Origin of the sequence: Sinomonas atrocyanea (assembly GCF_030811715.1) — a bacterium.
GTDB lineage: Bacteria > Actinomycetota > Actinomycetes > Actinomycetales > Micrococcaceae > Sinomonas > Sinomonas atrocyanea_A.
Window position 1 is genome coordinate 79,169 of sequence record NZ_JAUSRH010000014.1, and the last position, 18,762, is coordinate 97,930.

The 18,762-nt window shown below is 72.7% G+C and carries 19 protein-coding genes; 6 read left to right on the top strand and 13 right to left on the bottom strand.

Annotated features, from left to right (window positions below; genetic code table 11):
- Positions 1–27: 27 nt before the first annotated feature.
- Positions 28–531 carry a DUF456 domain-containing protein gene (locus J2W21_RS17460; RefSeq protein ID WP_307115789.1) on the bottom strand — a complete coding sequence of 168 codons (504 nt, stop codon included), beginning with the start codon at positions 529–531 and terminating at the stop codon, positions 28–30.
- Positions 532–632: 101 nt separating this feature from the next.
- Positions 633–1,787, bottom strand: coding sequence for an NAD(P)-dependent malic enzyme (locus J2W21_RS17465; RefSeq protein ID WP_373423126.1), 1,155 nt, complete (start codon positions 1,785–1,787; stop codon positions 633–635).
- A gap of 443 nt (positions 1,788–2,230) precedes the next feature.
- Between J2W21_RS17465 and J2W21_RS17470 the strand changes: the two genes are divergently transcribed.
- Positions 2,231–2,839, top strand: a complete 609-nt coding sequence (locus tag J2W21_RS17470) for a TetR/AcrR family transcriptional regulator (protein WP_307115791.1) — start codon at positions 2,231–2,233, stop codon at positions 2,837–2,839.
- 79 nt (positions 2,840–2,918) lie between these two features.
- On the opposite strand, the gene J2W21_RS17475 is transcribed toward J2W21_RS17470, so the two are convergent.
- Positions 2,919–4,202: an MFS transporter gene (locus tag J2W21_RS17475; RefSeq protein WP_373423124.1), complete on the bottom strand. Its 1,284-nt coding sequence runs from the start codon at positions 4,200–4,202 to the stop codon at positions 2,919–2,921.
- A gap of 130 nt (positions 4,203–4,332) precedes the next feature.
- Between J2W21_RS17475 and J2W21_RS17480 the strand changes: the two genes are divergently transcribed.
- A complete protein-coding gene (locus tag J2W21_RS17480) occupies positions 4,333–5,013 on the top strand; it encodes a GntR family transcriptional regulator (protein ID WP_307115792.1) in 681 nt (226 codons plus the stop codon).
- A 52-nt stretch (positions 5,014–5,065) separates the two neighbouring features.
- The gene (locus J2W21_RS17485) at positions 5,066–6,730 is read left to right on the top strand and encodes an ABC1 kinase family protein (protein ID WP_307115793.1); all 1,665 of its coding nucleotides are present in this window, start codon (positions 5,066–5,068) and stop codon (positions 6,728–6,730) included.
- A gap of 15 nt (positions 6,731–6,745) precedes the next feature.
- On the opposite strand, the gene J2W21_RS17490 is transcribed toward J2W21_RS17485, so the two are convergent.
- The 10 genes from J2W21_RS17490 to J2W21_RS17535 form a co-directional block, all read right to left on the bottom strand.
- Entirely contained in the window at positions 6,746–7,315 is a 570-nt protein-coding gene (locus tag J2W21_RS17490) for a sulfocyanin-like copper-binding protein (RefSeq protein WP_307115794.1), read from the bottom strand.
- On the bottom strand, positions 7,312–7,587 hold the full coding sequence (locus tag J2W21_RS17495; protein WP_307115795.1) for an SHOCT domain-containing protein: 276 nt from the start codon (positions 7,585–7,587) through the stop codon (positions 7,312–7,314). The genes J2W21_RS17490 and J2W21_RS17495 overlap by 4 nt, the downstream gene beginning before the upstream one ends.
- A gap of 68 nt (positions 7,588–7,655) precedes the next feature.
- A complete protein-coding gene (locus tag J2W21_RS17500) occupies positions 7,656–8,762 on the bottom strand; it encodes a cation diffusion facilitator family transporter (RefSeq protein ID WP_307115796.1) in 1,107 nt (368 codons plus the stop codon).
- Positions 8,759–9,145: an ArsR/SmtB family transcription factor gene (locus J2W21_RS17505; protein ID WP_307115797.1), complete on the bottom strand. Its 387-nt coding sequence runs from the start codon at positions 9,143–9,145 to the stop codon at positions 8,759–8,761. Before J2W21_RS17505 ends, J2W21_RS17500 begins: the two co-directional genes overlap by 4 nt.
- A 42-nt stretch (positions 9,146–9,187) precedes the next feature.
- Positions 9,188–10,102 carry a cation diffusion facilitator family transporter gene (locus J2W21_RS17510; RefSeq protein ID WP_307115798.1) on the bottom strand — a complete coding sequence of 305 codons (915 nt, stop codon included), beginning with the start codon at positions 10,100–10,102 and terminating at the stop codon, positions 9,188–9,190.
- Between the two features lie 89 nt (positions 10,103–10,191).
- Positions 10,192–10,602, bottom strand: coding sequence for a DUF302 domain-containing protein (locus J2W21_RS17515; protein WP_307115799.1), 411 nt, complete (start codon positions 10,600–10,602; stop codon positions 10,192–10,194).
- Between the two features lie 82 nt (positions 10,603–10,684).
- Complete coding sequence (locus tag J2W21_RS17520; RefSeq protein ID WP_307115800.1) at positions 10,685–11,287, bottom strand: DUF305 domain-containing protein; 603 nt, start codon at positions 11,285–11,287, stop codon at positions 10,685–10,687.
- 50 nt (positions 11,288–11,337) lie between these two features.
- A complete protein-coding gene (locus J2W21_RS17525; protein ID WP_307115801.1) occupies positions 11,338–11,670 on the bottom strand; it encodes a DUF6153 family protein in 333 nt (110 codons plus the stop codon).
- A 103-nt stretch (positions 11,671–11,773) separates the two neighbouring features.
- Positions 11,774–13,837 (bottom strand): heavy metal translocating P-type ATPase, encoded by a 2,064-nt coding sequence (locus J2W21_RS17530; RefSeq protein WP_307115822.1) that lies wholly within the window; start codon positions 13,835–13,837, stop codon positions 11,774–11,776.
- 243 nt (positions 13,838–14,080) lie between these two features.
- Positions 14,081–14,986 carry a PaaX family transcriptional regulator gene (locus tag J2W21_RS17535; protein WP_307115802.1) on the bottom strand — a complete coding sequence of 302 codons (906 nt, stop codon included), beginning with the start codon at positions 14,984–14,986 and terminating at the stop codon, positions 14,081–14,083.
- 127 nt (positions 14,987–15,113) lie between these two features.
- Here J2W21_RS17535 and J2W21_RS17540 point away from each other — a divergent pair, with 127 nt between their 5' ends.
- From J2W21_RS17540 to J2W21_RS17550, 3 genes are read left to right on the top strand one after another with little or no spacing between them, the layout of a single operon-like run.
- Entirely contained in the window at positions 15,114–16,457 is a 1,344-nt protein-coding gene (locus J2W21_RS17540) for an MFS transporter (RefSeq protein WP_307115803.1), read from the top strand.
- Positions 16,458–16,472: 15 nt separating this feature from the next.
- Positions 16,473–18,203, top strand: a complete 1,731-nt coding sequence (locus J2W21_RS17545) for a CocE/NonD family hydrolase (RefSeq protein WP_307115804.1) — start codon at positions 16,473–16,475, stop codon at positions 18,201–18,203.
- 20 nt (positions 18,204–18,223) lie between these two features.
- Positions 18,224–18,694: a DUF3237 domain-containing protein gene (locus tag J2W21_RS17550; RefSeq protein WP_307115805.1), complete on the top strand. Its 471-nt coding sequence runs from the start codon at positions 18,224–18,226 to the stop codon at positions 18,692–18,694.
- The last annotated feature ends 68 nt before the right edge of the window (positions 18,695–18,762 follow it).

Genomic DNA, 18,762 nt, shown 5'->3' on the forward strand with positions numbered 1-18,762 from the left:
TACCCGGAACGGTGAGGGGGCGGGGGGTCAGCGGGTCGCGAAGTGCACCCACACCCCGATGACCCAGACCGTCGCGGCCACGGCGGCGAACGCGAACTCGGCGAGGCGGCCGAGCCCCAGAGCCTTCAGCGCAGCCCATGAGGACGCACCAGCCCTCCGGAGATCGCGGGTCCTCAGCCATTCGCTCCCGAGCAGCCCCACCGCGAAGCCCACGAACAGCCCGATGACCGGCACAGTGAACATGCCGATGACGGCGACAACAGTGGCGGCGAGGATGGAGCCGTTGGGGACTTGGCGGGCAGAGAGCCTTCGCCCGGTGAGGACATAGGAAGCGCCCATCCCGGCGGTGAACAGCACCGTGCCGATCGCGAACAGGAGCCACCCGCCCCAGCCTGCCCCGCCGAAGAGCGCCCATTCGAGCAGGGCGAGGATGCCGAGGACACTCCCCGGGAGTACCGGCAGGATCGTGCCGAGCACTGAGACGGCGAGGGCAGTCGCGCACAGGAGGGCCGCGAGGAGGCTGGTGTCCACCCGGCCATCCTGCCACGGGCGGTCCTGCGCAACGGCGGGCTGAGCACGGTCGCGGGGCGCGGCACCGTGCTCAGCCCACCCTTCGACGGGGAGGGAAGCGACTACTCTCCCGGCACGACCGCGGCGGCCACCGCGGCGGTGACGGCGGGGGCGACTCGGGGGTCGAGGGGGCTGGGGACGATGTAGTCGGCGCTCAGCCCGTCCTGGGCGAGCCCGGCGATCGCGCGGGCTGCGGCGATCTTCATCGCCGGGGTGATCCGGCGCGCCCCCGCGTCCAGGGCGCCGCGGAAGATCCCCGGGAAGGCCAGCACGTTGTTGATCTGGTTCGGGAAGTCGCTGCGGCCGGTGGCCACGACGGCGGCGTGCCGGGCCGCGACCCCAGGGGCGACCTCGGGGTCCGGGTTGGACAGGGCGAACACGATCGCGCCCTCGGCCATCCCCGCCAGGTGCTCCTCCGGGACCGTCGAGGACGAGACCCCGATGAACACGTCCGCCCCGGCCAGCGCCTCCGCCGTGCCGCCGGCCACCCCGCGCGGATTCGTCCGGGCCGCGTACTCCGCCTTCATCGCGTTCCTCGGCTCGGCCAGATCGCCTCGGCCGGCGTGGATGGCGCCCTTGGAGTCGAGCAGGACCACGTCGGTCAGCCCGGAGGCGAGCAGGATCTCGGCGATCGCGATCCCGGCCGCCCCGGCCCCGGCGATCACCGCCCGCATCGAGGCCAGCTCCTTGCCCACCACGACCGCGGCGTTCGTCAGCGCGGCCAGGACCACCACGGCGGTGCCGTGCTGGTCATCGTGCATCACCGGCATGTCCAGGGCCTCGATCAGCCGGGCCTCGAGCTCGAAACAGCGCGGCGCCGCGACGTCCTCGAGGTTCACCGCCCCGAACGAGGGCGCGATCCGCACGATCGTCTCGACGATCTCGTCCACGTCCGTCGTGTCCAGCACGATCGGGATCGAGTCCAGCCCGCCGAAGGTCTTGAACAGGGCGCTCTTGCCCTCCATCACCGGCAGCGACGCCGACGGGCCGATGTCCCCCAGCCCCAGCACCGCCGTCCCGTCCGAGACGACGGCGACCAGCCGCGAGGCCCACGTGTGCGTCCGGGCCAGGGAAGGGTCCGCCGCGATCGCGCGGGACACCTGCGCGACCCCGGGCGTGTACGCGATCGAGAGGTCCCGCTTCGTCGCGAGCGGGCGCTCCACCGCGACGGAGAGCTTGCCGCCCTCATGCGCGGCGAAGATCTCCTCGGCGCTGATCGGCTCGGCGAGCGACTCGGAAGAAGGGGCAAAGGTATCAGTGGGAGCAGTCACGGCAGTGTCTCCTGGGTCAGGTGCCGCCGCGCTCGCGGCTCGGGCCGCGGGTAGTCAGGGGCGCACGACGGCGTGGCGGGCCTCGCGCGGGAGGACGGCCGACCGCTTTGTCGGCGCAGCTCTCCAGCGCGCAGCCTTGAGGGGGATCCGGGGTGATTGCCGGGTTCGGCACTTCCGGGAGCCGGCTCATGCGCGGGGATGACCGTGCGAGCACCGGCCTCGGGAAAGAGGTAGGGACATCATAGGTGGATGGAGGCCGTCTTCCGCAAGGTGGAAGCAGGGCCCCGGGCGATCCGATGCCGCTGGCGTATAGTTGGACAGTCCCCCGGTCCCCCTCTCTGTCCGCGTGCCGAACGGCCCCCCAGCGTCCGGAATGAGGTTGCTTCGCAGTGCTCGAATTGCCCCACGATCTGGTGACCCCTGCCCCACCGCCGGCGACGCCCCGCATGGCCGCCCGGTACGAGCAGCTCCTGGACACGGCGGCGCAGTTCGCGACGCGCGAGTACCCCGAGGTAGACGTCACGGAGGTGGCCCACGAGGCCGGGGTCTCGTCGAGCACCGCCTACCGGTACTTCCCCTCCTCGGCGCACCTGCTCCTCGGCCTGCACCGGCGCCAGCTCCTCGAGCTGCGCACACGGGTCGAGGACCGCGTGGCCACGTCCCGGACTGATGCACAGCGGGCGAGCGCCCTTGCTGGGGCGGCGGTGGAGCTGTTCGCGATGCGGCTGGCCCAGCCGGCCGTCAACTCGTGCCTCGACGAGCTCGTGGTGCCGGCCGACCATGAGCTCGCCGCGCTCATCGGCGAGGTGGACGAGCTGTCCTGGTCGGTGCTGGGGCGCCTGGCCGGGGACGCGGAGCGGGGGCGGAGCATCGTGCTCGTCATCTCGGGACTCGTGTCCGCCGTGCGGACGGGCCGGCTCATGCCGTACGAGGCGGAGCAGCAGCTCAAGGCGGCGTGCGAGATCGTCGCACGACGGCGCGTGGCCCGCGCCCGCTGACCCCTCCCCGCACGCTCCTCCGCACCGTTGAGGAGTCACCCCCGCACCGTTGAGGAGTCACCCCCGCACCGTTGAGGAGTCAGGCGACGCTGCGGATCCGGGTGACGAACACGGCCCCGAGCAGGCCGATGACGGCCGCTGCGATGTAGAGCGACACGTACCCGCCGAGGAACGCGACGAACGGGTAGGCGATCGCCGGGGCGATGACCTGCGGCAGCGAGTTGGCGATGTTGATGACGCCGAGGTCCTTGCCGCGGTCCTCGGCGCGCGGGAGGACCTGGGTGACGAGCGCGAAGTCGACGGCCTGGTAGGCCCCGTACCCGATGCCGAGCACACTCGCGCCCGCGATGGCCCCGGCCCACGTGGGGAAGAGCCCGATCGTCAGCGAGGCGACCGCGATGATGCACGAGGAGATCATCACGAGCGGCTTCCGCCGGCCCATGCGGTCGCTGAGCCGGCCGCCGATCACGCTGGTGACGATGACGAGCACGGCGTAGATGCCGGTGAGGATGAGCACGCCGGTGGCCGGCGCGATCCCGGTGGTCTGCTCGATGCGCACCTCGTCCGTGAGGAAGTACACGAGGTAGAGCAGGATCATGTGGTTCCCCACGTTCACGAGCAGCTTGGTGAACCATGCCCACGCGAAGTCGGGGTACCGGCGCGGGCTGATCCAGAACGAGGCGAGGAACCTGGAGAGGGAGAAGCCGCCGAACGCGCCGCGCGGCAGGGCGGCGTCCTCGGCGGTGGCGAGGTACACGACGGTCCCGAGGAGGAGCACCGCCGCGCAGACCACGTAGCCCAGGGAGAAGCGGCCGGCGACCACGGCCGCCACGACCGCGCCGAGGAGGATACCCACGGTGATGCCCATCGCCGCGAGACCGCCGACGGTTCCGCGCTGGGGCACCGGGACCTTGTCCGGGATGGCGGCGGTGATCGCCGCGTAGGCGGCATTGCAGCCGGCCTGCACGAGGCACCACAGGGCGGCCATGACCGCCACGTCCGGCGCACCCGCGAGCGCCACGAGGCCGATCGCCCCGCCCACGGCGCCGAGGAGCACCCAGGGCCGCCGCCGCCCGAACCGGCCCGGAGTCCTGTCGGAGAGGGCGCCGGCCAGCGGGTTGCCGACCATGGACACCACCGCGCCGGCTCCGGTGACCAGAGCGAAGATGGCCTCCTTCTGGCCCGGATCGAACGCGGCTGCCTGCTGGGCCAGGAGCACCTGGAGCGGGCCGAAGAACGCGACGTTGATCCCCACATTGACCAGGACCACGCCGAGGATCCACGGGAACCGGACCGGGGCAGTGGGCTCGGCGGAGGGTGCAGTGCCGGGCTGGGCGGCGGCGGGGCGGTAGGGCACGGCCACGGGGACCTCCGGCTGGGCGGGACTGGTGCCCTCAGGGTACGGCAGATCGGCGCCGCCGGGCCCTCCATGACGCCGCGGGCGCGCGCGGGCGCGGCCCGGATCAGCGGGTATCGTCGCCTGCGTGGAGAACATGGAGAGCACAGCAACGGCGCCGGACGAGGCGATGGCCGCTCAGGTCTACCAGCAGATCATCGCCTCGATCGTGTCGGGCCAGCTCCAGCCGGGCCAGCGGCTGCGCGAGCGCGAGCTCTCCGAGCAGTACGGCGTCTCCCGCATCCCGGTGCGCGAGGCCATCCACCGGCTCGAGCAGGACGGCTTCCTGGTCACGGCCCCGCGCCGCGGCGCGGTGGTGCGGAAGCTGACGCTCAAGGACGTGGACGAGCTGTTCGACCTGCGGGTGCTGCTCGAGTCGTTCGCCGCGGCCCGGGCGGCGGAGCGGGTCGCCGAGGGCCGGGCGGACGCCTCGGTCCTCAAGGACACGCTGGCCGCCGCGCAGGGCGCACTCGCCGCCGGCGACGCCGAGCTCGCCTCGGACCTCAACGCGTCCTTCCACGACCAGATCATCGCGCTCACCGACAACGCGCTCCTCGAGCGGTCCATCCGGCCGCTGCGGGGCCTGAACCGCTGGGTCTTCGGCCTGTCCGTCAACCGCCCCCTCGAGGTGAGCGCGCGCGAGCACGAGGGCCTCGCCGAGGCCATCATCACCGGCCAGCCCCACCTCGCCCAGGCCCTGTCCGAGGCCCACGTCGAGGCAGGCCGCAGGCCCGTGCAGGAGGGGCTCGCGGAGCAGCTGGGCGAGCCGGTCCGATAGCCCCGCCCGGGCAGCCCAGTCCCGGGCAGCCCAGTCCCGGTAGGCTCGTCCCATGGCCGCGAGTCCCTGGACCACCCATGCACGGCGCTACCGCGAGATCGCGGACGTGCTGGCCCGGCACGGCCTGAGCCAGGTTCTCGCCAAGGCCGGCTTCGGCCGGCTCGTCCCCCGCGGGCGGGGCGGCACGGCGGTGCCGGGGAGCCCGGTCGGCGGCCCCGTGCATGTGCGGCTGGCCCTCGAGGAGCTCGGCCCGACCTTCATGAAGTTCGGCCAGATCCTCTCGACCCGGCCCGACCTGATTCCCGAGGCCTACCAGGCGGAGCTGGCGAAGCTGCAGGACGCGGCGCCGCCGGTCCCCGCGGAGGCGATCCGCGCCGTCGTCCGCGAGGAGCTCGGTGAGGACGCCTTCGCGGCGTTCTCGACGTTCGACGACGTCCCGCTCGCGAGCGCGTCGATCGGCCAGGTCCACGCCGCGCGCCTCGCGGACGGGACGAAGGTGGTGGTCAAGGTCCGCAAGCCGGGCGCGGTCGAGCGGATCCGGGAGGATCTCGAGATCCTCCACAACGTCGCCGTGCGGGCGAGCCGGGCGTGGCCGGTTCTCGAGGAGTACAACGTGGTGGGTCTCGTGGGCGAGTTCTCCCGCACGCTCACCAAGGAGCTGGACTACCTCGAGGAGGGCCGCAACGCCGAGCGCTTCGCGGCGAACTTCGCCGGGGACGAACGCTACCGCTTCCCGCGGGTCTTCTGGCAGACGACGACGTCCCGCGTGCTCACCCTCGAGTTCATGGAGGGGCTGAAGATCAACGACGTCGAGGCGCTCGACGCCGCCGGGCTGGACCGCCGCGCCCTCGCTGACCACTCTGCGGCGGCCCTCGCGCAGATGATCTTCGAGGACGGGTTCTTCCATGCGGACCCGCACCCCGGGAACATGTTCGTGGAGCCGGACGGGCGGATCTCCATCATCGACTTCGGCATGGTCGGGGAGATCGACGACAAGCTGCGGGGCGACCTCGGGCACCTGCTCATCGCGCTCGCCCGCAAGGATGCCCGGCGGCTCGCGCGGGCCCTCGAGGCGATGTCGCTGACCGGCCCGGTCACCGACCGCGCGCGCCTCGCGGCAGACGTCGCCGAGTTCATCCAGCTGTACGACGGCGTGGACCTCGCCGACGTCAACATCGCCCGGCTGGCCCAGAAGCTCCTGGGCGTGGTGCGGCGCCACCGCCTGCTCATGCCCGCGGAGGCGGCGATCGTCATCAAGATGATGGTCATGGCCGAGGGCCTGGGCCGCGTGCTGGACCCGGGGTTCCGGCTCTCCCGCGTCCTCGAGCCCCACGTGCGCCGGCTGCTGATCGAGCAGTACTCCCCCAGGGCGCTCGTACGGGGCCTCCGCGCCGCGGGCCTCACCGCCCTCGACCTCGCCTCGGACGTCCCCGACCTCGTGGACAGCCTGAACCGCGTCCTGGACTCGGGCGGCTTCGAGGTGCACCTGCGGGCCTCCGAGCTCGAGCCCCTCGTGGCGCGGGCGGAGCGGATCGGGAACAAGGTGCTCGCCGGAGTCATCGCGGCGGCGTTCATCCGCGGCGTGGGCGAGGTCGTCGCCTCCGACAAGCGCTGGCGCGGGTGGCGCGAGCCGCTCGTGCGGACGGGGCTAGCGGGGCTCGGGGGCCTGACCGGGTACCTCGCCGTGACGACGCTCGGTCGCCGCCGGCGGCGGTAGGGCCCTGGTCAGGCGTCAGGTCACCGTCAGCTCGGCGGACATGCCCGCAAGGTAGTGGCCGGGGAGGTTGCACAGGAGCTCGTAGCGTCCGGCGGGCAGGTCGAGGGTGACCCACGAGGCGGCCCCAGGGGCAATGCCGCCGCCAGTCCCCGCGGCGCAGGACGCCGAGGCCTCGCCCAGGCTGCCCGTCTCGTCCGCGGTCCCGTCTGCTGCCACCGGCCGGCCGCCGAGGGCCTGCCCCGCTGGCAGGGCCAGGACCAGCAGCTCGTGCGGGACGCTGCCCAGATTGGTCACCGCGAAGGAGACCTGCCCACGCGGCACCGAGGCCCGGTCCAAGGCCAGCCGCATGTCCCGGCTCACCATGGGCCGTCCCATCATGGGCCGTCCCCTCATGCCAGCGCCCATGTCCGTCTCGGTGACCCTGACGGTGGTGCCGGGCAGGCTGGGGGCGCTGCACACGGGCGCCCGGTGCATCACGGCGCCGGGCGGCGGTGCGAGCAGGGCCACGGCGAGCAGGGACGCCGCCGTCATCAGCACGGCTGCGAGGGCGGCGATGACGGCGGTGTACAGGCCCCGCTTCGTCACGGCCTGCGCCTGAGGGCGTCGAGGCGGGCCCTGTACTCCGTCTCGTCGATCTCGCCGCGCGCGAACCGCTGCGCCAGGATCCGCTCCGGGTCATCCTGCTGGGGACCCTGGGTGTAGTGGACGCCGCCTCCGCCGCGGTAACCGCGGACCAGAAGGACGACGACGACCGCCAAGCCGCCCCAGAACAGGAGCACGACCACGCCCATCACCACCCAGGCCCAGACGCCCCCGCCGCCGTACCAGCCGTACATCATGCCGTCCTCCTCCGACACGGCGAGTGTGCGCCTGCCCGGCCGTTCCCGGCAGGGCCGTCGGGCCCGGATCCGCGGGCGCTCGGGGTCTAGCGCGCGCCCTGCGCCGTCACGGCGATGGTGACGTCCTCAAGGTTGGGCAGGGCGTGCCCGAGCCGGTGGGCGCCAGCCGACCGCAGCTCGTCCGTCTGGGCGGCGGTCGCGGACGGGTCCACGCGGACCACGGCGGAGCCGTGGAGGCGGTGGCCGATCCACCGCAGCTGGACGCGCTCGACGGCGAGCACCCCAGGGGTGCGGGCCAAGGCGTGCTCGGCGCGGTCGACGAGGTCGGGCTCAATGCCGTCGAGCAGGCGGCGGCCGAGGCTGCGGACCGTGCCCCACAGGAGCACGAAGATCGCGACGCTGATCAGCAGGCCGACGATCGGGTCGGCCAGCGGGAAGCCGAGCATGACGCCGACCGCGCCGACGACCACGGCGAGGGAGGTGAACCCGTCGGTGCGGGCGTGGACGCCGTCGGCCACGAGGGCCGCCGAGCCGATCTTGCGGCCCACGCGGATGCGGTAGACGGCCACGGCCTCGTTGCCGGCGAAGCCGATCACTCCGGCCGCGGCGACCCACCAGAGGTTCTCGAGCGGATGGGGGTGGAAGAGCCGGTCGATCGACTGCCAGCCCGCCACGATGGCCGAGAGGGCGACGACCGCGATGATGAACAGGCCCGAGAGGTCTTCGGCCTTGCCGAGGCCGTAGGTGTAGCGCCGGGTCGCGGGGCGGCGGGCCAGGAGGAAGGCCACCCAAAGCGGGACGGCCGTGAGCGCGTCCGAGAAGTTGTGCACGGTGTCCGCGAGGAGCGCCACCGAGCCGCTGATGAGCACCACGAGGAACTGCAGGACCGTGGTGCCCAGGAGCACAAAGAGGCTGATCTTCAGCGCACGGACGCCCTCTGTGCTCGCCTCGAGGGCGTCATCGATCGAGTCGGAGGAATCGTGGGTGTGCGGGACGAAGAACTCCTTGAGCGTCCCGAGGAAGCCGTGGTGGTGGTCGTGGTCATGGCTGTGGCCGTGGTCATGGTCGTGGCTGTGCGGGTGCCCGTGATCGTGCCCATGGCCGTAGTCATGCCCGTGGTCGTGCCGGTGGTCATGGTCGTGGTCGTGGTGCTGGTCCGCTTCCGTGGAGTGCGGGGCGTGCTCGGCGCTCATGCGCTCTCCTTCTCCTTCCGGCCGGCGTCGGCCTGGGCGTGGTGGTGGCGCGGGACTCCTCCGAGGGAGTGCTCGGCCTGGAAGATCGCATCGGAGACCATCTGCGAGGCGTGCTCATTGGCCAGCCGGTAGAAGGCCCTCGTCCCCTCCTGGCGGGCGGTGACGATCCGGGCCAGGCGGAGCTTGGCCAGATGCTGCGACACGCCCGCCGGCGCCTTGCCCACCGATTCCGCGAGCTCGTTCACGGACAGCTCTCCCTGGGCCCGCAGCGCGAGGATGATCCGCACGCGGGTCGCGTCGGCGAGCATCGAGAACACCTCGACCGCGAGGTCCACGTACTGCGAATCGGGGTCCAGCCCGCAGATCTTCTTATCTGCATTCATACGCAGATAATGGCACTCCGGCGCGGTGAGGGCAAAGCCGGCTCAGTGGTGCAGGTGCTCCTGGTCCCGGTGCGCGGCGTTCTCGAGCTGGAAGGTGGAGTGCTCGACGGGGACGTCGAAGTGCTCGGCGACGCACTCCTGGAGCTGCACGAGGATCTGCTGCGAGTGGCCGTTGACGAGGCATTCGTCCTTGAGGGTCACGTGGCCGGTGATCACCGGGGTGCCGGTGCCGATGAGGGTCGCATGGAGATCGTGGACGTCGAGGACGTGCGGCAGGGCGAGCATGTGCTCCCGCACGGCCCGGAGGTCGAGGCCCTTCGGGGTGGCGGCCAGGAGGACGTCCGTGGTCTCCTTGAGCAGACGCAGGGTGCGGGGCACGATGAGTGCGCCGATGAGGAGCGAGACCAGGGCGTCGGCGCGGGTGAACCCGGTCAGGGCGATCACGATCGCGGCGATGATCACGGCGGCGGAGCCGAGCGCGTCGTTGAGCACCTCGAGGAACGCCGCCCGGAGGTTGAAGCTGGCGTGCCGCCCGCCGGCGAGGACCAGCAGGGCGATCGCGTTGCCGCAGAGCCCGATCACGCCGAACCAGAGCATCGCGGACGAGCCGACCTCGGGCGGTTCGATGAGGCGGCGGATCGCCTCGACGAGGACGAGGGTGCCGACGACGAGCAGGAGCCCGGCCTGGAGGGCGGCGGCCAGGACCTCGGCCCGCCGGTAGCCCCACGTGCGTTCCGGGGTGCGGGGCCGCAGGGCGAGCGAGGCCGCGATCAATGCGATGACGAGCCCGGAGGCGTCGGTGAACATGTGCCCGGCGTCGGCGAGGAGCGCAAGGGAGCCGGACAGGACCGCGCCGACGATCTCCGCGGCCAGGATCAGCACGGTCACGCAGAGCGCCGCGAGGAGGCGCCGGCGGTCCTGGGTCGCGCCGGCATGGGAGTGGTCGTGCCCACTCATCACGGGCTCCTTCACTTGGTCGTGCGCTGCGGCATGGTGCCGGCGCAGACCACAACGCTACAGAAGGTCCCGCGGCGATGCGAAGAGCCCTAGTGCCCCGCCACGGCGGCGAGGGCCGCGCGGAGCCGGGTGCCGGCGTCGTCCGCCACCTCGCGGACCCGCTCGCTCGAGCTGAGCTGGACCATGGTCTGCGGGTCGATCGCCTCGACGGTCGTGGCATCCGCGTCCGCGCCCCGGCGCACCACCACGTTGCAGGGCAGAAGCGCCCCCATCTCGGGCTCGGCTGCCAGCGCGCGGCTGGCGAGGTTCGGGTTGCAGGCGCCCAGGATCACGTAGTCGCCCACGGCATTGGCGGCGTCCGGCCCGAGCTTCGCGGCGAAGGTGGTCCTGATGTCGATCTCGGTCAGGACGCCGAAGCCCTGGTCCTTGAGCGCCGACCGCACGGCCTCGACCGCCTCGGCATACGGAAGCTGGACGTGGGTGGTGAGCGTGTACGTCATGCCCCGAGGCTCCCAGCCCCGCGGCGGCGGATCAAGACCCCGGACGGGGCGCGCCGGGCGGGGACCCGGCGCACCCAGCCGCTCAGAGCTGGCTCAGCAGGCTCTTCATGGACCCGATCTCCTGGGTCTGCGAGTCCACGATCGAGCCGGCCATGGCCAGCGCCTCGCGGTACGATCCGCCGGCCTTCTCGGTCTGGGCCATCGCGACAGCGCCCTCGTGGTGGGCGATCATCTGGCTCAGGAACAGCCGGGAGGCCTGCCGGGCATCGGCGGCCCGCAACTTCCCGAGGTCCTCGGCGCTGAGCATGCCGTCCATGGCGTGGCCGGCGTCGCCGGGCATAGCGCTGGGCTGGTTCCAGCCGTCCAGCCAGCCCCTGAGCGTCGCGATCTCCGGCGCCTGGGCGCCCTTGATCCGCTGGGCGAGGGAGCTGACGCGGCCGTCGAGGCCGGGCTTGGCCAGCACGATCTCGCTCATCTCGACCGCCTGCTCGTGGTGGGGGATCATCATCTGCGCGAACATGACGTCCTGGGCATTGAAGGCCGCGCCGGCCGTGCTCGGGGCCGAGGGGACGGGAATCGCGTGGCTGCCGTGGGCGGCCGGGGCGGACTGGGCTGGGGTTCCGCACCCTGCGAGGGCGAGCGTGAGGAGGGCAGCAGCGGGCAGGGCGATGGTCTTGGTGTTCACAGTGTCTTCCGATCAGTAGGGATGCGTGGGAGCGGGCGCTGGGGCCGCCGTCACGTCCTGCTGATCGAGAGTTGGTCGAGGTCTGGCGTGGGCGCGCGGGGCTGCACTGCGGCCGGGACGGCGCCCCGGGGGACGGGCGGCAGCGCGTCTGACCGACTGAGCACGACGGCGGCGGGCGGCGCCGGGGGCAGCACGCCGGGCGCCGGGGTGCAGTGGGCCGTCGCCTCGCCGGGCGCTGGCTGCCCGTGGGCGCAGGCGCCGGTGGGGCTGGCGATCAGCGAGTGCCCACCGGCGTGCAGGGCGGCCGGTGCCGCTGGAGGCATCGGCCGGTGGTCGCCGCCGAGCATGTGCATGCCCAGCAGGCCTGCCACGACGGCTGCCACGAGGAGCAGCGCCCGGGCAGATCGCCACAACTCGCGGCCCCGAAGCCGCCCAAAGGCCCTGGTGGCGGTTCCAGTTGTGTCGATCTGCACGCTCCCCATCGTGCTAGGCAACCCGCTCGGGGCCCAAGTCGAGCCGCCGCAGCAGCTGGGCGTTGAGCGCCACGACGATCGTGGACAGTGACATGAGCACGGCGCCGACCGCGGGCGAGAGCACTACGCCGGCGAATGCGAGCACCCCTGCGGCCAGAGGCACCGTGATGAGGTTGTAGCCGGTGGCCCACACGAGGTTCTGCCACATCTTGCGGTAGCTCGCCCGCGAGAGCTCGACGACCGAGACCACCGAGCGGGGGTCGTTGCCGGCCAGGACCACGCCCGCGGACTCGATCGCCACGTCGGTGCCGGCACCGATCGCGATGCCGACGTCGGCGCGGGCGAGGGCAGGGGCGTCGTTGACGCCGTCGCCGACCATCGCGACCTTGAGCCCGCGGCCCTGGAGTTCGGCGACCTTGCGGTCCTTGTCCTGCGGGAGGACCTGGGCGAAGACCTCGTCGATCCCGAGGTCCTTGGCCACGGCGTCGGCCACCTGCTGGGCGTCGCCGGTGATCATCGCGACGCGGATGCCGCGGCGCTGGAGCGCGCCGACGGCGGCGCGGGACTCCTCGCGGACAGAGTCCTCGAGCGCGAGCGCGCCGGCGATCCGGCCGTCGCGCACCACGTGGAGCACCGAGGCCCCGCGGGCGGTCCACGCGCCCACCTCGTCGGCGAGCGCCGCGGGGCTCGTGAGCCCGAGCTCGGCCAGCATCGCGGGGCCGCCCACCTGGACGAGGGCCTCGCCGGCCGCGTCCGTGACGCGCGCCTGGACTCCCCGGCCTGCGCTGGACTGGAAGCCGGCCGCCGTCGGCACCGCCAGTCCGCGGCCGCGCGCGGCGCGGACGATCGCCCGCGCCACGGGGTGCTCGCTGTCCGATTCGGCGGCCGCCGCGAGGGCGACCAGCGCGCCGTCGTCCGCCCTGCCTGCTCCCGGAACCGCCGCGGCGGCCACGAGTTCCGGCGCGCCCTGGGTGAGGGTGCCGGTCTTGTCGAAGAGGACGGCGGTGACCGTGCGCATACGCTCGAGGGCGAGGCGGTCCTTGACGAGGACGCCGCCCTTGGCCGCGCGCTCGGTCGAGATCGCGATGACGAGGGGGATCGCCAGCCCGAGGGCGTGGGGGCAGGCGATGACGAGGACGGTGACCGTCGCGGTCACTGCGGTGGGAAGCTCGCCCAGGAGTGTCCACGCGACGAACGTGAGGATGCCGGCGCCGGCGGCAAAGTAAAACAGGAAGGCTGCGGCGCGGTCGGCGAGGGCCTGCGCGCGGCTCGAGGAGGACTGGGCGTCGGCGACCATGCGCTGGATGCCGGCGAGCGCGGTCGACTCCCCGACAGCCTCGACGCGGACCCTCAGGCTCGTGTCGGTCGCGACGGTGCCGGCCACCACGGTGTCGCCGGGGCCGCGGGCGACCGTCCTGGACTCGCCGGTGATCATGGACTCGTCCAGCTCGGCGGTGCCCTGCTCGATGCGGCCGTCGGCCGGGAGCCTGCCGCCGGCGCGGACGAGGACGAGGTCGCCGGGCGCGAGGGCGGCGGCGGGGACAGTCTCGGTCTCGCCCGTTGCCCCCACGCGCTCGGCCTCGTCGGGCAGCAGCGCGGCGAGGGCGGCGAGGGCCCCTTGGGAGGCGCCGAGGGCGCGCATCTCGAGCCAGTGCCCGAGCAGCATGATGGTCACCAGGAGCGCGAGCTCCCACCAGAAGTCGAGGTCGAAGCCGCCGATCTTCAGGCTCGTGGCCCACGAGGCGAGGAACGCCACCGTGATGGCCATCGCGATCAGCAGCATCATCCCGGGCTGCCGGGAGCGCGCCTCGCTGAGGCCGCCCTTGAGGAACGGCATGCCGCCGTAGACGAAGATGACCGTGCCGAGCAGCGGGCCGATCCAGTCGCTGCCGGGGAAGGCCGGCGGCATGGCTCCGAAGAGGTGCCAGAACATGGGGCTGAAGGTCACGACCACAACCGAGAGCCCCAGCGTGAGCCAGAACCGGTCGCGGAACATCGCCACCGAGTGGCCGGCGTGCTCCCCCTGGGTGTGCATCGCGTGCGGGTCGCCGTGTCCCGCGTGGAGCAGGGCCGTCATGTCGTGACCGGTGTGGGCGGTGCGGTGCCCGGTATGGCCGCCGTTGCCGTGGTCGTGCTGGATGGTCGAGCCCGGGCCGGGCCCATGATCGTGGGTGTGCTGGTTCACCGTTCTACCCGTTCTTTCCGCCGGTGGGGTCAGTTCGGGCTGTGGGGCGATCGGCGGTAGCGGGCGCGCCCGGACCGCGTGCATCGCTGACAGCGCACTGCAAACATACCCCCTAGGGGTATCTCGGTCAAGAGCTCACGGCGCAGCCGGGACCACCACGCCGGCCTCCGCCTCGGGCGCGAGGGCCCCGAGCACCGTGCGAACGTGGCGCTCGGCGAGCGGCGCCGTCGCGCTGAAGACCGCCACGAAGGACTCGCGGGCGCGCAGGAGCGGCCAGTCCCGCGGCAGGAGCTCGTACGGCATGCCCGGATCGTCCCAGGGGAAGGCCCGCCACGTGTCGACGGCCTCGACCCGCAGCCGGAAGCCCTCGGCCGCACCGACGTCCCCTGCGCGCAGCCGGTCCAGCCGGGCTTCGTTGCCGTCGGCGAACTCGGCGTAGCGCCGCGGGGGCTCGGCCGTGTCGACGATGGCCGGGCGCCGCCCCTCGAACCCGCCGTCCTCGACTCTGAACGCCATGTAGTCCTCGACCCCGTAGGCCTCGGCGATCTCGCGCACCTGCTCCATCCGGTCCCGCGGCGAGAACCAGAGGGCGCCGTAGACGGGGGCAAATCCGAGCCATTTGAGCCGGGCCCGGAAGGCCTCGCGGATCTCGCGCTCGGACTCGGGCACGGAGAAGGCCACGGCGGTCCACCGCCTGTCCCAGCGGACGGCCGGGTCGCCGAACCGGCCCACCTCCTGGGTCCCGATCGCGAGTCTGGCGCGGGCCGCGGCGGTGAACCGGTAGCGCGAGGCGCGGCCGCCGCCGTCATTCTCGAGGACGCCGCGGGCGGCGAGCCTGCTCAGCGCGGTGGTGACCGCCGAGCGGCTCAGCCCCACGTCCTCCGCGAGCCGGATGATCGCCCTCGCGGGGAGCCACAGGTCGGTGTGCCGCCAGAACTCGCCGAGCATCGTCACCAGCAGGTGCTGGCTCGTGCCCCCTCGCTGGGGCCGCGGGAAGTCGACCATGGCGGCGCTGGGCCGCGCCTGTCCGTCGTAGCGCACCCCTTCATCCTTCCAGCCGACGAGAAACTTTGCAGTTTTATTGACGTACGCGAGTTTTAACGCAACGATAACTCGCAGGTGACGCGCACCACATACCCTGACAACGTCGTCCTCCAGGAGATCCGCAATGACCGCCGGCCCCACCTCCGCCGCGAACGCCGTGGCAGCCCGAGTCCCCGGGCAGCACGCGCGCAAGGCCGCCCTCGCGAGCTTCGCCGGAAGCACGCTCGAGTACTACGACTTCTTCATCTACGGCTCCGCCTCGGCCCTCATCTTCAACAAGATCTTCTTCCCGGGCATCGACCCTCTCCTCGGGCAGTTCCTCTCGATGGCCACCCTGGGCATCGGGTATGTGGTCCGCCCCCTCGCGGCGGGCTTCATCGGCCACTTCGGCGACCGGATCGGCCGCAAGCAGATGCTCGTCTTCACGCTCGTCTCGATGGGCGCGGCAACCTTCCTCATCGGCTGCCTCCCGCCGACCGCCGCGATCGGCGCGGCCGCCCCGGTCCTGCTGGTGCTGCTGCGCGTGGTGCAGGGCATCTCGGCCGCGGGCGAGTCCGTCGGCGCCGTCACCCTCTCGCTCGAGCACGCTCCCGCCAGGCGGCGGGCGTTCTTCGCCAGCTGGGTCAACACCGGGGCCGCGGCCGGCATCATGCTCGCCTCGCTCGCCTTTCTCCTCGTCTCCTTCATGCCGCAGGCGGACCTCGTCGCGTGGGGCTGGCGCATCCCCTTCCTCGCGAGCATCGTCGTCGCCGTGGCCGGGTTCGTGATCCGCCGCCGCATCCCCGAGGCCGAGGTGTTCGAGGAGGCGCGGGAGGCCGGGGAGACGGAGCAGGAGCTGCCGCTCAAGGTCGTGCTGCGCGACTACTGGCCCACGGTCATCAAGGTCATCCTCTTCGGAGTGTGGGCGGTCGTGTCCACGATCGTCTCCGCCTTCAGCCTCTCCTACGCCACGAACGGCCACCTCGTCCCGAGCAGCGTCATGCTCGCCACCACCATCGTCACGGCGGCCCTCGGCATCATCGCCCAGCCGCTGTTCGGCATCCTCGCGGACCGGATCGGCCGCAAGCCCGTCTTCATCGCCGGCAACGTGATCTGCGCGGCCTCGATCTTCGCCTACTTCTGGTCGATCTCGCAGAAGGACGTCCCGCTCGTGTTCGCCACCTCGATCCTGGTCATGGTGGTCGGGTACGGCATGGTGAACCCGCTCGGTCCCGCGATCGTCGCGGAGATGTTCCCGACGCGCATCCGCTACTCGGGCGCGGCGGTCTCCTCCCAGCTCGGGCTCATCGTCACCGGCTTCGCGCCCACGATCGCCGCCGCCGTGGTGCGCCCCGGCCCCGACGGCTGGGTCCCCGTCGCGGTCTTCACCGCCGCCTGCTGCTGCCTCTCTGCCCTCGTGACCCTCGTGTGGGTGCGGGAGACGTACCGCGTGGACACGCACGAGCTCGGCGCGCGGGCGGGGGCCTGAGGCATGCCGCACACCGTGATCATCGAACATGACGTCGAGACCCCGCTCAGCGACGGGACCGTGCTGCGCTCCACGGTCTACCGCCCGGCATCCGAGGGCGAGCGCTTCCCCGTGCTGATGACCCGCACCCCCTACGGGCGCGACCTGTCGGTGAACTCCGCCTACTTCAACCCCGCCACAGTCGCCGCGGAGGGCTTCGTGGTGGTCCTGCAGGACGTGCGCGGCAGGTTCGGCTCGGACGGCGAGTTCGCCCCGAGCGAGCAGGAGGCGGACGACGGCGCGGAGGCCGTCGAGTGGGCAGCCCGCCTCCCGTACTCCTCGGGCAAGGTCGGGATGTGGGGGCGCTCGTACTTCGCCGAGTCGCAGTGGCGGGCCGCGCGCAGGGCGCCCCGTGGCCTCGCCGCCCTGGCCCCGGGGGTGTGCGCCGCGGGCAACGCGGACAACGGCGCCCTCTTCCGGGGCGGCGCATCCGAGCTCGGCTCGCGCCTGAGCTGGGGCCATGGCTCGATCTCGCTTGAGACCATCCGCCGCGAGTTCGCCGCCGACCCCGCCCGTCTGGGCCGCGAGGCCGAGGCCTGGCGGGAGCTGGACTCCGCCTTCGCGGATGGCTCGGCCTACGGGACCCTGCCGTTGAACGACCTCAAGTCCCGGGCCTGCACCTTCATGCAGTCCTCCATCATCCCCTCGGCCGGCGCTGACCCCGGCGCCGAAGCGTCGGAGGTGTGGAACTGGCCGGTCTCCGCGCCCGTGCCGCTCGCCACGCTCCACATCGGCGGCTGGTTCGACATCTTCCTGCCCAACACGCTCGACCAGTACCGCCTCCAGCTCGAGGCCTCCCGCCGCGACCCTGCCGTGCCCCGGCCCCGCCTGGTCCTGGGCCCGTGGAGCCACGCGAACTTCACAGGCCTCTTCCCGGACGCCGCGTTCCCGGGCGGGTCCGCGGCCGCCCTCGGACCTTATGGCGACCTTTCCTCCCTCCACGCACAGTGGTTCCGGCACGTCCTCGCCGACGGCCCGGTGCCCACGGCACCGCCCGTGCTCGTCTATGTCCTGGGGGAGAACCGGTGGCGGGGCTTCGACGAGCTGCCCGCGCCCTCGGAGCGGCGCGAGCTGTTCCTCGGCGCCGGCGGGACCCTCGCCGACCGGCCGGGCAGGGACGCCGCGGAGGCGTACGACTACGACCCGGTCGACCCCGTCCCGTCCACGGGGGGCGCCACGATGCACCTCGGTGCCGACTTCCCCGGGCCTGCCGAGCAGTCGCGCGTCGAGGCCCGCGAGGACGTGCTGACCTTCACCACCGAGCCCCTCGCGGAGCCGCTCACCCTCTTCGGCGAGGTGACGGCGCGACTGTTCGCGTCGTCGTCGGCCGTCGACACCGACTTCGTGGTGCGGCTGTGCCGGGTCACGGCGGACGGGCGCTCGCTCGGGCTCGCCGACGGGATCGTGCGCGCCTCATGGCGGGACGCCTGCGCGGACGACGGCGTCTTCCGCGCCGGGGTGCCGCGGCGCACCCTCACGCCGGGGTCCCTCGAGGAGTTCACGGTCAGCCTGTGGAGCACCGCCTGCACCTTCGCCGCGGGCGAGCGGATCCGGGTCCAGGTCACCTCGAGCTGCCATCCACGGTGGGACAGGAACCTCAACACCGGCGCGAGGGCGCTCGACTCCTCCGACGCGGTGGTGGCCCACCAGCGCGTGCACGTGGGTGAGAGCGCGCCGAGCCGGATCACGTTCGGGGTCCTCGGGTGAGCCGGGGTACTGTCCCAGCCATGACGCAGACGCCGCAGCCGCCAGCCCTGGAGTACGCGGGGACCCTCTCGGTCCTCATCGGAGACCCGATCGACGTGGGCCCCACGCCGGAGGGCCACCGCAGGATCATCCCCATCACCGGGGGCGCCGTGTCCGGCCCGCGCCTGAGCGGGCGCGTGCTCCCGGGCGGGGCGGACTTCCAGATCCTCCACACGCCGGAGCTCTCCCAGCTCGATGCCCGCTACGCCGTCGAGACGGAGGACGGGGCGATCATCTCGGTGGACAACGCCGCGATCCGGTCCGGCTCCGCCGAGGCTCTCGGCCGGATCGCGCGCGGTGAGCCGGTGGACCCGGCGGAGATCTACTTCCGCTGCGCGCCGCGGCTGCGGTCCTCGGCGCCACAGTGGGACTGGGTGAACCGCACCCTGTTCGTCGGCACCGGCGAGCGGTACCCGGACCGCGTCGTCGTGCACGTCTTCGCCCTGGCCTGACCCGCAGTCCGCTGGGAATCCGCCGCGCGCGGGGCGAGCCGCGCCCTTGCCCTCCCGCCCCGCCCGCA

Bases quoted from the DNA above. Each gene is read 5' to 3' on its own strand.
- J2W21_RS17480 (WP_307115792.1), top strand. From the start codon at position 4,333: ATGGAGAGCACAGCAACGGCGCCGGACGAGGCGATGGCCGCTCAGGTC.
- J2W21_RS17485 (WP_307115793.1), top strand. From the start codon at position 5,066: ATGGCCGCGAGTCCCTGGACCACCCATGCACGGCGCTACCGCGAGATC.
- J2W21_RS17500 (WP_307115796.1), bottom strand. From the start codon at position 8,762: ATGAGCGCCGAGCACGCCCCGCACTCCACGGAAGCGGACCAGCACCAC.
- J2W21_RS17505 (WP_307115797.1), bottom strand. From the start codon at position 9,145: ATGAATGCAGATAAGAAGATCTGCGGGCTGGACCCCGATTCGCAGTAC.
- J2W21_RS17510 (WP_307115798.1), bottom strand. From the start codon at position 10,102: ATGAGTGGGCACGACCACTCCCATGCCGGCGCGACCCAGGACCGCCGG.
- J2W21_RS17515 (WP_307115799.1), bottom strand. From the start codon at position 10,602: ATGACGTACACGCTCACCACCCACGTCCAGCTTCCGTATGCCGAGGCG.
- J2W21_RS17530 (WP_307115822.1), bottom strand. From the start codon at position 13,837: ATGACGGCCCTGCTCCACGCGGGACACGGCGACCCGCACGCGATGCAC.
- J2W21_RS17540 (WP_307115803.1), top strand. From the start codon at position 15,114: ATGACCGCCGGCCCCACCTCCGCCGCGAACGCCGTGGCAGCCCGAGTC.
- J2W21_RS17550 (WP_307115805.1), top strand. From the start codon at position 18,224: ATGACGCAGACGCCGCAGCCGCCAGCCCTGGAGTACGCGGGGACCCTC.